At 66.0% G+C, this 13,410-nt stretch carries 10 protein-coding genes; 5 read left to right on the top strand and 5 right to left on the bottom strand.

The annotated features are described in order from the left end of the window. Window position 1: 1 nt before the first annotated feature. Window positions 2-922, bottom strand: coding sequence for a TetR family transcriptional regulator C-terminal domain-containing protein (locus CKJ85_RS11115; protein ID WP_095554357.1), 921 nt, complete (start codon window positions 920-922; stop codon window positions 2-4). Between the two features lie 69 nt (window positions 923-991). After that, window positions 992-2,260 (bottom strand): alpha/beta fold hydrolase, encoded by a 1,269-nt coding sequence (locus CKJ85_RS11110; RefSeq protein WP_158221648.1) that lies wholly within the window; start codon window positions 2,258-2,260, stop codon window positions 992-994. A 61-nt stretch (window positions 2,261-2,321) separates the two neighbouring features. On the opposite strand from CKJ85_RS11110, the gene uvrB reads away from it, so the two are divergent. From uvrB to CKJ85_RS11095, 3 genes are all read left to right on the top strand, one after another. Next, complete coding sequence (gene uvrB / locus CKJ85_RS11105; RefSeq protein ID WP_095278830.1) at window positions 2,322-4,421, top strand: excinuclease ABC subunit UvrB; 2,100 nt, start codon at window positions 2,322-2,324, stop codon at window positions 4,419-4,421. Between the two features lie 25 nt (window positions 4,422-4,446). Continuing rightward, window positions 4,447-4,905: a universal stress protein gene (locus tag CKJ85_RS11100; RefSeq protein ID WP_095548332.1), complete on the top strand. Its 459-nt coding sequence runs from the start codon at window positions 4,447-4,449 to the stop codon at window positions 4,903-4,905. 68 nt (window positions 4,906-4,973) lie between these two features. Next, on the top strand, window positions 4,974-5,417 hold the full coding sequence (locus CKJ85_RS11095) for a universal stress protein (protein WP_095278832.1): 444 nt from the start codon (window positions 4,974-4,976) through the stop codon (window positions 5,415-5,417). 44 nt (window positions 5,418-5,461) lie between these two features. Here the strand turns inward: CKJ85_RS11095 and CKJ85_RS11090 are convergent, their stop codons facing one another. The 3 genes from CKJ85_RS11090 to CKJ85_RS11080 all read right to left on the bottom strand — a co-directional run bounded on the left by CKJ85_RS11090 (window position 5,462) and on the right by CKJ85_RS11080 (window position 9,583). After that, window positions 5,462-7,693, bottom strand: a complete 2,232-nt coding sequence (locus CKJ85_RS11090; protein ID WP_233127055.1) for an AAA family ATPase — start codon at window positions 7,691-7,693, stop codon at window positions 5,462-5,464. A 115-nt stretch (window positions 7,694-7,808) separates the two neighbouring features. Next, window positions 7,809-8,855 carry a DoxX family protein gene (locus CKJ85_RS11085; RefSeq protein WP_095536487.1) on the bottom strand — a complete coding sequence of 349 codons (1,047 nt, stop codon included), beginning with the start codon at window positions 8,853-8,855 and terminating at the stop codon, window positions 7,809-7,811. Between the two features lie 131 nt (window positions 8,856-8,986). After that, window positions 8,987-9,583 carry an MBL fold metallo-hydrolase gene (locus CKJ85_RS11080; RefSeq protein ID WP_198947168.1) on the bottom strand — a complete coding sequence of 199 codons (597 nt, stop codon included), beginning with the start codon at window positions 9,581-9,583 and terminating at the stop codon, window positions 8,987-8,989. Window positions 9,584-9,686: 103 nt separating this feature from the next. Between CKJ85_RS11080 and uvrA the strand changes: the two genes are divergently transcribed. Both uvrA and infC read left to right on the top strand, forming a co-directional pair. Continuing rightward, complete coding sequence (uvrA, locus tag CKJ85_RS11075) at window positions 9,687-12,539, top strand: excinuclease ABC subunit UvrA (protein WP_095536865.1); 2,853 nt, start codon at window positions 9,687-9,689, stop codon at window positions 12,537-12,539. Window positions 12,540-12,830: 291 nt separating this feature from the next. Next, window positions 12,831-13,379, top strand: coding sequence for a translation initiation factor IF-3 (gene infC, locus CKJ85_RS11070; protein ID WP_205691350.1), 549 nt, complete (start codon window positions 12,831-12,833; stop codon window positions 13,377-13,379). Window positions 13,380-13,410 lie beyond the last annotated feature (31 nt).

Here is a 13,410-nt window from a genome sequence, read left to right as displayed (position 1 = left end):
TTCACACCTTGCTTTCGTGTGCTTGGGAATCTCGGGCGGGGGCAACGTCTGGGGGCGAGCTTGCTGGCTCGCGGCCTGCGCCGCCGCTATCGCTGTGCGTGATCCAGCCGCGGATGCTGCCGGTGACCACCGCGTGGACGTCGGCCGGGCTGAGGTCGCCCGCGAGCATTCGGATCCCCAGGCCGTCGATGAGTGCGGTCAGCGCCGTGACCATGGTCTGGGGGTCCCCGGCCCGGAAGGTGCCGTTGTCCATGCCCTCTTGCACGACAGGCAGGAGTTCCCGCTGCCAGCGCGAGTACGCGATCTCGGTGGCGTCGTGCGCATCGGTGAAAATGGCGGAGGAGGACCAGAACTGCGCCCAGGTTGCCCACTCGCGATGCGCCTCCGGGGAGCCGTCGAGTTGGACGGCGAAGAGCGCGTTGAGCCGGTCGACCGGGTCTGCGACCGTGTGCGCTGACGCCCGGCGCGCAATGCCCTGCAGCGAACAGGCATCCAAGGTAGCCAGGAAGATCTCGTTCTTGGTGGGGAAGTAGTAGTGCACGGCGGAGGCGGACATGCCCGCGGCGGCGGCGATGTCGGCCACGGTCACTGGCTGGTACCCGTGCGCCGCAAACAGCGGCCACGCGGCGCTGACGATGGCGTGCCGGCGGCTTGATCGCGCCTGGTCGCGCCGTGCCTGGTCGCGCCGTGAGTCGTGCTGGCGCGGCGTGTGCTGCTCACCGCGGACGGCGAGCTCCCGGACGGGGACGCCGGTGAGGTCGGCCAGCAGGGCCAGCTCCGTTGCGGTGAAGCGACGCACCCCGGAGAGGGACTTTGAGAGTTTGCTCGCGTCAATACCCAAGTGCTGAGCGACGTCGCGCTGCCGCATGCCGGAGGCGGCGATGGCGGCGCGCGCCGCGTCATATGGGTGGGCTGGAGTCATAACAATGACCGTATAAATAGCTGAAAGGAGTCGCAACTCCCTGACGCGGAGTCAGGGAATCGCTCGCAATTACGCCCTATCCGGGGGCAACGCGGCGTGCACCTGGCGGAACACTTCGTCGCCGTGGAGGTAGATGCCGTCGTGCTGGTACGTCGGGTGCGTGGTGACGGACAGGTTGGGAATCTGCGCCGCTTGGGCGCTGGCGTAGTCAAAGGGGACGAAAAGGTCGTCCTCGTAGAGCAGGACGGCGGCGGGTGTGTCGTTCGCGCGCAGCGCGTCGGCGTCCACGCTGGGCCGCTGGCCGGTGCGCTGCGCAATATCCTCCACCGCCTCGCGGAACGGGCGGAGCGCAGGGTCCTGGTCGAAGTGGAACGGGAAGAAGGCGTTGCCCAGCAGGTAGAAGGGAGCGTCGCTCCGCGGGTCCGCGTGGACCGAAAACCCTTCGGCCTCCTCGTACGTCCGGGCGCCGGGCCAGTTGGTGGGCTGCGGGGTCAGGCCGGCGAAAATCTGGTCGTGGACCACGGCCCACAAGGGATTTGGCGCCAGGCTGAGCATCGCGCCCGCCGCAGCGAGGAAGTCGGTGCGCAGCCGCTTGTGCGCGCCGCGGTGGAACGGTGCTTCGAGCAGCATGGCAAGCGTGTCCGCACCAGTTTCCTCGCCGAGCCGCACGCCCACGAAGCGGAAGCGCTCCGGGGTGAGCCGCTCGCCGGTGGGCAGAAACTCCTCGGTGTCCGCCAGGTGCGCGCACACCTCCCGGACACGCCCTTCGGCCCACGGCACCGCGGCGTAGAAGCGCTCGACGCGTTGGGCCATGAGCGCCACCGACTGGCGGTTGAACTCCTCCGGCGTGGTCCCGAACGGCGGGACCACGCCAGTCATCATCGCGCGCCCAATGCCCTCCGGAAAGTAGGAGAGGTAGGCGCCCACGCAGATCCCGCCAAATGAGTTGCCCAGGATGTCCCAGGTATCAAAGCCCAGGTGGCGGCGCAGGTCCTCGGCGTCGGCGGCGATGTCGGGTGGGCGGAGGCGGGAGAGATGCGCGGCGTCGAGAAGCGTGCGCTGCGTCGCATCGATCCTGGTGGAACGGCCGGTGCCTCGCTCGTCGATGAGGAAGACGCGGTAGTGCTTGAGTGCCTCGGGGATCCACCCCATGAGCATGCGCGGGCCGGGGTTGCCGGGGCCGCCCTGGAAGTAGGCGAGGGGCGGCGCGTCGGGGTCGGTGTACAGCTCGCGCGCGAAGAGCTCGAGGGTGCCTAGCGACGCGTCAGTGCGGTCCCAGGGGACGCGGATGACGTGCTCGCGGATCTGGAAACCGTGGGGGATCAGCGTAGAAAGCATGTGCCCCATTCTGGCACGGCGGCAGCGGAGCAGTTGGGGAGCGGCGAGTATGCTGACAGCCATGGCTTTCGCTGCAGAACACCCAGTCCTTGCGCACTCCGAGTTCCGCCCCGTCGGCGAGATTGAGCGGCGCGAAAAGCCGTTTGAGGTGGTTTCCGAGTTCGAACCGTCCGGCGACCAGCCCGCCGCGATCGCGGAGCTGGACGAGCGGCTGCGCCGCGGCGAGGAGGACGTCGTGCTCATGGGTGCGACTGGTACGGGTAAGTCTGCGACGGCGGCGTGGTTGATTGAGCAGCAGCAGCGGCCCACGCTGGTGATGGCGCCGAACAAGACGCTGGCCGCGCAGCTGGCGAACGAGCTGCGGCAGCTACTGCCCAACAACGCCGTCGAGTATTTCGTCTCCTACTACGACTACTACCAGCCGGAGGCGTACATCGCGCAGACCGATACCTACATTGAGAAGGACTCGTCCATCAATGATGACGTGGAGCGCTTGCGCCACTCCGCAACCTCCGCGCTGCTGAGCCGCCGCGACGTGGTCGTCGTCTCCTCCGTGTCCTGCATCTACGGCCTGGGCACCCCGCAGTCCTACCTGGACCGCTCGATCGTGCTGCGCGTGGACGAGGAGGTCGAGCGCGACCGGTTCCTGCGTCTGCTCGTGGACGTCCAATACGAGCGCAACGACATCGACTTCAAGCGCGGCACCTTCCGCGTCAAGGGCGACACCGTCGACATCATCCCCGCCTACGAGGAGGTCGCCGTGCGCGTCGAGTTCTTCGGCGACGAGGTCGACTCGCTCTACTACATCCACCCGCTCACGGGCGACGTACTCAGCCAGGAGGACGAGGTGCGCATCTTCCCGGCCACCCACTACGTGGCCACCGAGGAACGCATGGAAAAGGCGATCCAGGCGATCAAGGAGGAGCTCGCCGACCGGCTCGAGGAACTGGAGAGCAAGGGCAAGCTCCTCGAGGCGCAGCGCCTGCGGATGCGCACCGAGTACGACCTGGAGATGATCCAGCAGGTGGGGTTCTGCTCCGGTATTGAGAACTACTCGCGGCACATGGACGGCCGCGGCCCCGGCTCCGCGCCGGCCACGCTCATTGACTACTTCCCGGAGGACTTCCTCACCATCATTGATGAGTCCCACGTGACCGTGCCACAGATCGGCGGCATGTTTGAGGGCGACATGTCGCGTAAGCGAAACCTCGTGGAGTTCGGGTTCCGCCTGCCCAGTGCCGTCGATAATCGGCCCCTGACCTTCGACGAGTTCGAGGCGCGCGTGGGGCAGACCGTGTACATGTCGGCGACCCCCGGCGACTACGAGCTCGAGGCTGCGCAGGGCGAGTACGTCGAGCAGGTGATCCGCCCGACCGGGCTGGTGGACCCGAAGGTGACCGTCAAGCCGACGAAGGGGCAGATCGACGACCTCATCGACGAGGTGCGCCAGCGCGTGGACAAACAGGAGCGCGTGCTCGTGACCACGCTGACCAAGCGCATGGCCGAGGACCTCACCGACTACTTGCTCGACCACGGCATCAAGGTGCGCTACCTGCACTCCGACATTGATACGCTGCAGCGCGTCGAGTTGCTGCGCCAGCTCCGGCTTGGCGAGTTCGACGTGCTCGTGGGCATCAACCTCCTGCGCGAGGGCCTCGACCTGCCCGAGGTCTCGCTCGTGGCCATCCTGGACGCGGACAAGGAGGGCTTCCTGCGCTCCACGAAGTCGCTCATTCAGACCATCGGCCGCGCGGCCCGCAACGTCTCCGGCGAGGTCATCATGTACGCCGACACAATCACCGAATCCATGCAGGAGGCGATCGATGAGACCGAGCGCCGCCGCGAGAAGCAGCTGGCCTACAACAAGGAGCACGGCATCGACCCGCAGCCGCTGCGCAAGAAGATCGCCGACATCCTCGACCAGGTCTACGAGAACGGCGATGCCGAGGAGCAGGCGAGCCTGAGCTCGGATGCAGCGGTGGCAGAGAAGCCGGACGTGACCACCATGGCCTCCGACGAGGTGCAGAAGCTTATCGACGACCTCACGAAGCAGATGGGCGACGCCGCCCGCGAGCTGAAGTTTGAGCTCGCCGGCCGACTCCGCGATGAGATTGCAGATCTGCGCAAGGAACTCCGTGGTATGAAAGACACAGGAAACTAGAACGAGAAAGGGCGCAATACCCATCATGCACACTTACACATCCATCGCCGTGGGCACCGACGGTTCGCCGACCTCCCTGGTGGCCGTCCGCGCCGCAGCCAGCCTGGCCCGCGTGTACGACGCCCAGCTTACCGTGATCTGCGCGCACTACACCGCGTCCGGTTCCATGCTGAACTCCACGAACGCCGAGCTGAGCAAGATCGACATCGTGACCGAGACCGGTGCCCAGGAGATCCTGACCCGCGCCCGCACTATCGCGGAGGAGGAGCAGGCCCCGAAGGTCAACGTCGTGTCCAAGGCCGGGCAGCCGGCGAACGTGCTGCTTGAGTCCGTCTCGGAGTACGAGGTCGACCTGCTCGTGGTGGGCAATAAGGGCATGCGCTCGCTGGCTGGCCGGGTATTTGGCAACATCCCCGGGAGCGTGGCAAAGAAGGCTCCGGTGGACGTTATGCTGGTAGATACCAGGGCCGAGGGGCATAACTAACCTCCCCGGAGCACCCGGAGTACCATGTCCACAGATTCCCAAACTCGATGAAAGGTCACCCAGACACTATGGCTGAGTACTACAACACCATCGTCGTCGGCTCCGACGGCTCCAAGTCCTCCCTCCTCGCTGTTGAGCGCGCGGCACGGATGGCAGCGGCCTTCGGGGCAACGCTGGTCATCGGCACGGCGTACTACCGCACCCAAGAGGACGCCTCCAAGGCCTTGCGCCAGGACTCGGTGACGATTCTGGGCGACGAGCAGGCGCTGAAGAACCTCGAGGAGGCCGCTGAGCACGCTCGCTCCTTCGGCGTCGAGGATGTGCAGACCGCGACCCGCCCGGGCACCCCGGTCGAGGCGCTCATGGCGATCGTGAACGACAACAAGGCTGAGCTGCTGGTCGTGGGCAACCGCGGCATCAACTCGCTGACCGGCCGCCTGCTGGGCTCCGTGCCGGCTGACGTTGCCCGTCAGTCCGACTGCGACGTGATGATCGTCCACACCGTCAAGTAACGGTGACCCCGCCGCGCTGCGCGGCGGGGCGCTGACGGTGGCGCTTAGCCGATCACCGTCAGGCTTTGAGTCGCTCGCGTAGCGGCAACGTAGAGGTCTTGCCACCCCTGTGGCGAGGCCTCTACTACTTTGTCCGGATCGACCACGATGACGTGGTCAAACTCCAACCCCTTCATCTGCGCCACGTTGGCGGCATCGATGACGGCAACGGTGCGCTGCTCCTGCGCATCCCCCTGGTGCAGCTCCACGCGCACCCACTCCGGGTCGGTCCCGGCAGGCAGGCGGCGCACCGGAACACCGGTCTCGCGGATGGCTACCGACGCCTGCGCCTCCGGGTCGATCTGCGCCAGGACGTCGCGCGCGTACTCCATGATTTCCGCGGGGGTGCGGTAGTTTACCGTGAGCTCGTGGGTGACAAACCGCTCGCCGACGAACGGCGCGAGTGACGCGGCCCAGTCGTCCGTGCCGGCGGGCGCCGACGTCTGCGCGGGGTCGCCCACCAGCGTCATCCACCTCGACGGGCACCGGCGGAACACCATCCGCCACTCCATGGGGGAGAGCTCCTGCGCTTCGTCGACGATCACGTGGCCGTAGGCCCAGGTGTGATCCGCCCGCGCGCGCTGCGCGGTGGAGCGAATGTCGGTGACGCGCTGGCGGCTTGCCAAGGTTTCCGCGTCGATGACGTCGGCAGCGGAAAGGATTTCCGCCTCGAACTGGTCGTCGTCGTTGTCCGTGGACTCGGAGGACGCGAGCACGTCAAGGGCGTCGGCGGCCTCCTCGACCTGCTGGCGCCACTGCGCGTTCTCCTTCGCGCGCTGTTCCTCGGGCGCGACGACGCCGATGAGGACGGACAGCTCGTCGATAAGCGCGGTGTCCGACGCGAAGAACCCCGAACCCGGCGCGCGGTAGAGCGCGTCTTGGGTGTAGGCGTCGTAGTCCCCGGCGACCTCTGCGATGCGCGCGCGGTCCGTGAGCGTGACGTCGAGGACCTCTGCGGGGTCGAGCTCCGGGAAGTACTCGTCCACCAGGGCGATTACCTGCGGGTCGTCGGCGAGGTCGTCGTGCAGCTGGTCCACGTCTGCGGCGGAGAGGAGGTTGCGGCCGCCGAGCGGGTCCGCGCCGATCTTCTCCGCCAGGGCCTCCGCGAGCGACTGCGTGAGGTGCTCGGCGAAGTACTCGCGGGCCTGGTTGTGCGGCTTGCGCGAACGCCGGGCGCGGGTGCGTGCCGCCCTTACCATCGCCGGGGTGGCCTCGATGTCGACGGAGTCGATCTTCAAGGTGACGGGGCGCTCGGGCACCGTCTCAAAGGCCTGCACGGCACGCTTGAGCACCGTGACCATCTCCTCCGAGCCCTTGACCTCGCGCGCAGCCAGCGGCTCCGCGTCACGCGCCGGCGTGAACCCGGGGACGAGGTCCTCGATGGTGGACAGGACGACGCCGGTTTCGCCCAACTCGGGCAGGACGCGGGAGATGTACTCCAGAAACGTCGGGTTCGGGCCGATGATGAGCACGCCGGTGCGCGAAAGCTGCTCGCGCCAGGTGTACAGCAGGTAAGCCACGCGGTGCAGCGCCACCGCGGTCTTGCCGGTGCCGGGGCCGCCCTGGACGACCATGACGCCGCGAGTGGCGTCACGGATGATCTCGTCCTGCTCGCGCTGGATCGTTTCCACGATGGACTGCATGTGGCCGGTGCGTGCGGTGTTCATGGCGCGGCGCAGCGCGGCCTCGGAGCCGACGTTGCCGCCGTCGGTCGCTGACTCCGCGGCGCCAGGCTGGTCGGCATCGGTGCTGTCGCCAGACAGGACCTCGTCATCCACCGCCGTCACCTTGCGGCCGCGCATGCGGATGTTGCGGCGCTGTTCAACGCCCTCGGGGTGCGCCGTGGTAGCCAGGTAAAACGGCCGCGCCAGTGGCGCGCGCCAGTCCAGCAGGAGGGTGCGGTAGTTGTCCGCGCGATCGTCCATCCCCATGCGACCGATGTAACGCCGCTCGAGCCCAGGACGCCCCGGGACCGGATTCTCCACGTCCGTGTCGGCGACGTCGATGCGGCCGAAGACCAGGCCCACCTCGGCGATGTTGAGTGCATCGAGTTTGGCGTTGAGCCCGTGGTACTCCGTTTCGCGGCGCACGAGTGCGTCCGAGTCCGGGTTGTCCGGGTCTACGTCGCGCTGCACCGCGGCCAGCTTCTCCTGGGCTGCGGTGACTTCCGCATCCAGGTGCCGGAAGAGCTCATCAACGTAAGCCTGCTCGGATGCGATGTGTTGGGGATTTCTCACCCGCGTGTACCTCCTCACGATTCTCCGCGGTCAAACCGCGCCGTGTAAGCAACAAACGGCCCCGCCGCCCGGATTATTCCGGGGTGGCGGGGCCGCGGTGCGCGAAAGCGGGGGATTAGCCCAGCTTCTTCTGCAGCTTCTTCACCGACTTCTTGGCGCGCTTCTCGGCCTTTTTCGCCTTGCGCTTCCACTTCAGCTTCTGAATCCAAGACGGGTCAGCGTCGAGCTTGTCAAACGCAGCCTGCAGCTTATCGACGGAACCCTGTGCCTTCTTTTCCAGCTTCGCATGGTTCTTCTTCACCTTGTGCTTTGCGGAGAGCTTCTCCAGGGTGCTCGGGCGAAGGTCATCGATGGAGCCCTGCAGGTCGCCGACAATGCCGTGGACCTTGCGCTTGGCCTGGAACTGCTCGAGCTTGGACGGGGTAGCCTGCTCGATCAGCTTCTCCGCGTCGAAGTCCTTGTACGCGTCCTGCGCGCGGTCGGAGGTCTCAGCGAGGAACTTCGAGGTCTGCTTCTTTGCGTCCTCGAACCAGTCGCCGGCTACCTCGGTGGCGTGGGAGGCAGCCTTCTTCCAGTCGTCCTTGTTGTCATCGACGTAGCTGGTGACCTGGCTGGTGACCTGGTCGGTGGTGTCGGACAACCAGTCGCTGGCCTTGCTCATGGTCTTCTCGGTCTCGGACTGAGTGGGCAGCGCCTGCTGGACGTTCTTGCGCGCAACCTTTGCGGCATTCTGCGCGCGCCACTGCAGGCCCGGCTTGCCGGCCGTGTCGACGGTAGCCAGCAGGACGCCGCCTGCGAGTGCGACATCGGTCAGCGCGCCGGTGCGGCGGCGGGCCTTGTCGTCCGCATCATCTGCCTCCCAGAACGCGTTGCGCCCGATCAGGGACGGGACGGTGGAGAGGGCGAGCAGGGACGCGGAGGTGCGCGGCATCTTGCCGATGGCGAAGAGGCTACCGGCACCGGCCTTGACGCCACCCACGATCTGGGCGGCGGTCTCCGGGTCCTTCGGCAGGAAGCTGCGGTACTGACGCGGCAGTACGGAGCGCACCTTCTTCAGTGCGGAGTCCGCAGCGTCCTTGTGCGACGCCGGGTTCAGCGCGGTCTCAACGCCGTCAATGATGTAAACGGACGCCAACATCGGGCGAGCGATCTTACGGATCATCTTGCAAACCAGTCCTTTTCATTTGATCGTGGTTTATTCAGGTTCATGCTGGAGCCCACAGCGGGACTCTTCTGGGCACAACTGTACTTACGTTCCGGTCTCATCGGGGAAACTCGGTGAAAAACGCTCGGCTACCAGCGACGCTGCCACCACTCATCCAGGTGGGGTCGTTCCTCGCCCAGCGTCGTCGGCTTCCCGTGGCCTGGGCGGACGATGGTGTCGTCCGCGTAGGCGTCGAACAGCTTGGTTTTCACCTCGTTGAACAGGCGGACAAAATCGCCCTCGGAGGCCGTCTTGCCCAGGCCGCCGGGGAAGAGGGAGTCGCCAACGAAGAGGTTCGTCGCGCCGTCGATCTCCGCCGCGAGCGCCGCGCCGCCGGGGGTGTGGCCGCGCAGGATCATGACGGGGAACTGGTGGCCGTCGAACTCGAGGGTGTCGCCGTCCTTGAGCTCGCGGTCCACCGGCGCCGGCAGCGCCGGGGCGTCCAGGAACGGTGCCCAGTGCGTCGCGCCGGTCGCGTCGAGGACCTCCTTGAGCGCGCGGACGTGGTCGTGGTGGCGGTGCGTGGTGAGCACGTCGGTGATCTCTACGCCTGCGTAGCTGGCGAGGGAGAGGAGTGCGGCGGGGTCGGCGGCGGCGTCGATAAGCAGCCCCTTGCCCTGGGAAGCGATGAGGTAGCAGTTGTTGTCCATCTCGGAGACGGAAATCTGGTGCAATGAAAGCGTCATGGTGCCCCAGCGTAGCCGGGCGGGAATAGCTCGGGGGTGGCCCGAGTTGGTAGTTTCTAGGACTGAACCCCACAGAGAACCGCTAGGGAAGGGACGTGGTGACGTGGCTGAATGGCTGACCGTGCGCGGCGCGCGCGAACACAACCTCAAGGGCGTCGACATTTCGCTACCGCGAGACAAGATGGCCGTGTTTACCGGGCTCTCCGGCTCGGGCAAGTCTTCCCTGGCGTTCGACACGATCTTTGCGGAAGGCCAGCGCCGGTACGTGGAGTCCCTGTCCTCGTACGCCCGCATGTTTCTGGGGCAGATGGACAAGCCGGACGTGGACTACATCGACGGGCTCAGCCCCGCGGTGTCCATCGACCAAAAGTCCACGAACCGCAACCCGCGCTCGACCGTGGGCACGATCACGGAAATCTATGACTACCTGCGTCTGCTGTACTCGCGCGCGGGGACGCCACACTGCCCGGTGTGCGACGCGGTGATCCAGCGGCAGACGCCTCAGCAGATCGTCGACCAGGTCCTTGAGTACGAGGAGCGCACGAAGTTCCAGGTGCTCGCGCCGATCGTGCGCAAGCGCAAGGGCGAATTCCAGGACCTGTTCGCAGACCTGGCCTCCCAGGGCTATTCCCGCGTGAACGTGGACGGGGAGACCTACCAGCTCTCCGAACCGCCGAAGCTGGAGAAGCAGATCAAGCACACGATCGACGTCGTCGTGGACCGCCTGCAGGTGAAGGAGAGCCAGAAGCAGCGCCTCACCGACTCCGTCGAGACCGCGCTGAAGCTGGCCGACGGGCTCGTCGGGTTCGACTTCGTCGGCCTGGACGCGGACGACCCGGATCGCGTGCAGATCTTCTCGGAGAAGATGGCCTGCCCGAACGGACACAAGCTAGACGTGGAGGAGTACGAGCCCCGCGCATTCTCCTTCAACTCCCCGTTCGGCGCGTGCCCGGCCTGCGACGGCCTGGGGATGCGCAAGGAGATTGACACCGACCTGGTCATCCCGGACCCGGACGCCCCCGCGGTCGACGCGTTCCAGCCGTGGAACTCGAGCCCGAACAAGAAGTACTTCGTGCGGCTCATCGAGGCGCTGGCCAAGGAAGAAGGCTTCGACGCGCACGTGCCGTTTTCCTCGCTGACCAAGACGCAGCAGAAGCACCTGGTCAACGGTTCGAAGACCAAGGTGAGCGTGCGGTATAAGAACCGCTACGGCAGGCAGCGCTCCTTTAGCGCCGCGTACGAAGGCGTGATCGGCTACCTGGAGCGGAAGCTCGAGCAGGCGGAGACGGACACGCAGAAGGAGCGCCTGCTCGCCTACACCCGCGAGGTCCCGTGCCCGACGTGTAAGGGGGCACGCCTGAAGCCAGAGATCCTGGCGGTGCGCTTGGACTCCACGACGCACGGCGAGCGCTCGATTGCCGGGCTGACCGAGCTGTCCATCGAGGACGCGTCGGAATACCTGGACCACCTGGTGCTGGGGTACCGCGAGGAGATGATCGCCGGTGCCGTGCTGCGCGAGATCCAGGCAAGGCTCCACTTCCTGCTGGACGTGGGCCTGAACTACCTCACGCTGTCGCGTTCCGCCGGGACGCTCTCCGGCGGCGAGGCGCAGCGTATCCGCCTGGCCACGCAGATCGGCTCGGGACTTGCTGGCGTGCTGTACGTGCTGGATGAGCCCTCCATCGGCCTGCACCAGCGCGACAACAACAGGCTCATCGCCACGCTGAAGAAGCTGCGTGACCTTGGCAACACACTCGTGGTGGTGGAGCACGACGAGGACACGATCCGCGAGGCGGACTGGCTCATCGACATCGGCCCGCGCGCCGGTGAGTACGGCGGCGAGGTGGTCTACCAGGGCGAGCCCGACGGACTCGTCGAGGCGGAAGGCTCGCTCACCGGCGACTACATCGCCGGCCGCAAGAAGATCGAGGTGCCTGCGCAGCGGCGACCGCTGGATAAGGACCGGAAGATCAAGGTGGTCGGGGCCCGCGAGAACAACCTGAATAACGTCAGCGTGGAGATTCCGCTCGGCCTGCTCGTCGCGGTGACGGGCGTGTCCGGCTCCGGCAAGTCCACCCTAGTCAACGAGATCCTGGCCAAGACTCTGCAGAACGAACTGAACGGCGCCCGCCAGGTTCCCGGCCGCGTCAAGCGCGTGGAGGGGCTGGACTCGTTGGACAAGCTGGTCCAGGTAGATCAGAGCCCGATCGGGCGCACGCCGCGCTCGAACCCGGCGACGTACACAGGCGTGTTTGACAAGATTCGCAACCTTTTTGCCGAAACACAGGAGGCGAAGGTGCGCGGGTACAAGGCGGGCCGCTTCTCCTTCAACGTCAAGGGTGGCCGGTGCGAGGCCTGCCGCGGCGACGGCACCATCAAGATCGAGATGAACTTCCTGCCCGATGTGTACGTGCCCTGCGAGGTGTGTGGCGGCGCGCGCTACAACAGGGAGACCCTCGAGGTCCGCTACAAGGGGAAGACGATCGCGGAGGTGCTGGAGATGCCGATCTCCGAGGCCGCCGAGTTCTTCGAACCGATTTCTTCCATTCACCGGTACCTCGCCACGCTTGTCGACGTCGGCCTCGGCTACGTCCGCCTGGGACAGTCCGCGACGACCCTGTCCGGCGGCGAGGCGCAGCGCGTGAAGCTGGCAACCGAGCTACAAAAGCGATCCAACGGCCGCACCATCTACATCCTGGACGAGCCGACGACCGGCCTGCACTTCGAGGACATTCGCAAGCTGATGCTCGTGCTCAACGGCCTGGTGGAGAAGGGCAACACCGTCCTGGTTATCGAGCACAACCTCGACGTTGTAAAGTCCGCCGACTGGATCATCGACATGGGCCCGGAGGGCGGCTCCGGCGGCGGCACCGTGGTTGCGCAGGGAACGCCCGAGGACGTGGCAGCGGTGGAAGGTTCGTTTACGGGCGAGTACCTGCAAAAGGTCCTGCACTAGCTGCCGGGGCGGGGTGCGGAGAATCGAAATAGCCCGTCTCGGCGTGCGATTTGGTGTCTCTCACAACGGCTGCTAGCATATGCACCACTACCGCCCAGTGCTCCTGATTCAGGTGTACGGGCCGCAAGTGGAGTTACTCCCACCCCACGCCGCGCAGCAGCGCAGGATACGGGTCAACGGTATGGCACACGCGAGACGTGTGTTGTGCTGAACGGATGAACTCCCGCTGGCGTAAACGCTAGCGGGTTTTTCGTGTGGGATGACGTCGCTTGGGGCTTGGTAGCGATCACATTGTCATTCTCGTCTTTAGGAGTTCTCATCAGCGCTGAAGCTCGGATCAACGAACGAATCCGCGTACCGGAAGTTCGCCTCGTCGGCCCGTCCGGCGAGCAGGTGGGCATTGTCCGCACGGATGATGCCCGCAAGTTGGCGTACGACGCGGACCTCGACCTGGTCGAGGTCGCGCCGAAGGCCAAGCCGCCCGTGGCCAAGATCATGGATTACGGCAAGTACAAGTACGAGCAGGATCAGAAGGCCCGCGAGGCTCGCAAGAACCAGCAGCAGACCGTGGTGAAGGAACAGAAGTTCCGCCCGAAGATCGATGAGCACGATTACCAGACGAAGAAGGGCAATGTCGAGCGCTTCCTGGAGAAGGGCAACAAGGTCAAGGTGACCATCATGTTCCGTGGCCGCGAGCAGTCGCGTCCGGAACTCGGCTACCGCCTCCTCGAGCGTCTTGCAGACGACATCGGTGAGCTGGGCGTGGTCGAGTCTCGTCCGAAGCAGGACGGTCGCAACATGACGATGGTCTTCGGGCCGGCTCGCAAGGGCAAGAAGTAGCACACATTTTCAACTCTGAAGGGCTTTTACC

Origin of the sequence: Corynebacterium sp. NML 150383, from assembly GCF_002285085.1 — a bacterium.
GTDB lineage: Bacteria > Actinomycetota > Actinomycetes > Mycobacteriales > Mycobacteriaceae > Corynebacterium > Corynebacterium gottingense.
Note: the sequence above shows the minus strand (reverse complement) of the source record. Positions and strands in the feature narration are given on the sequence as shown.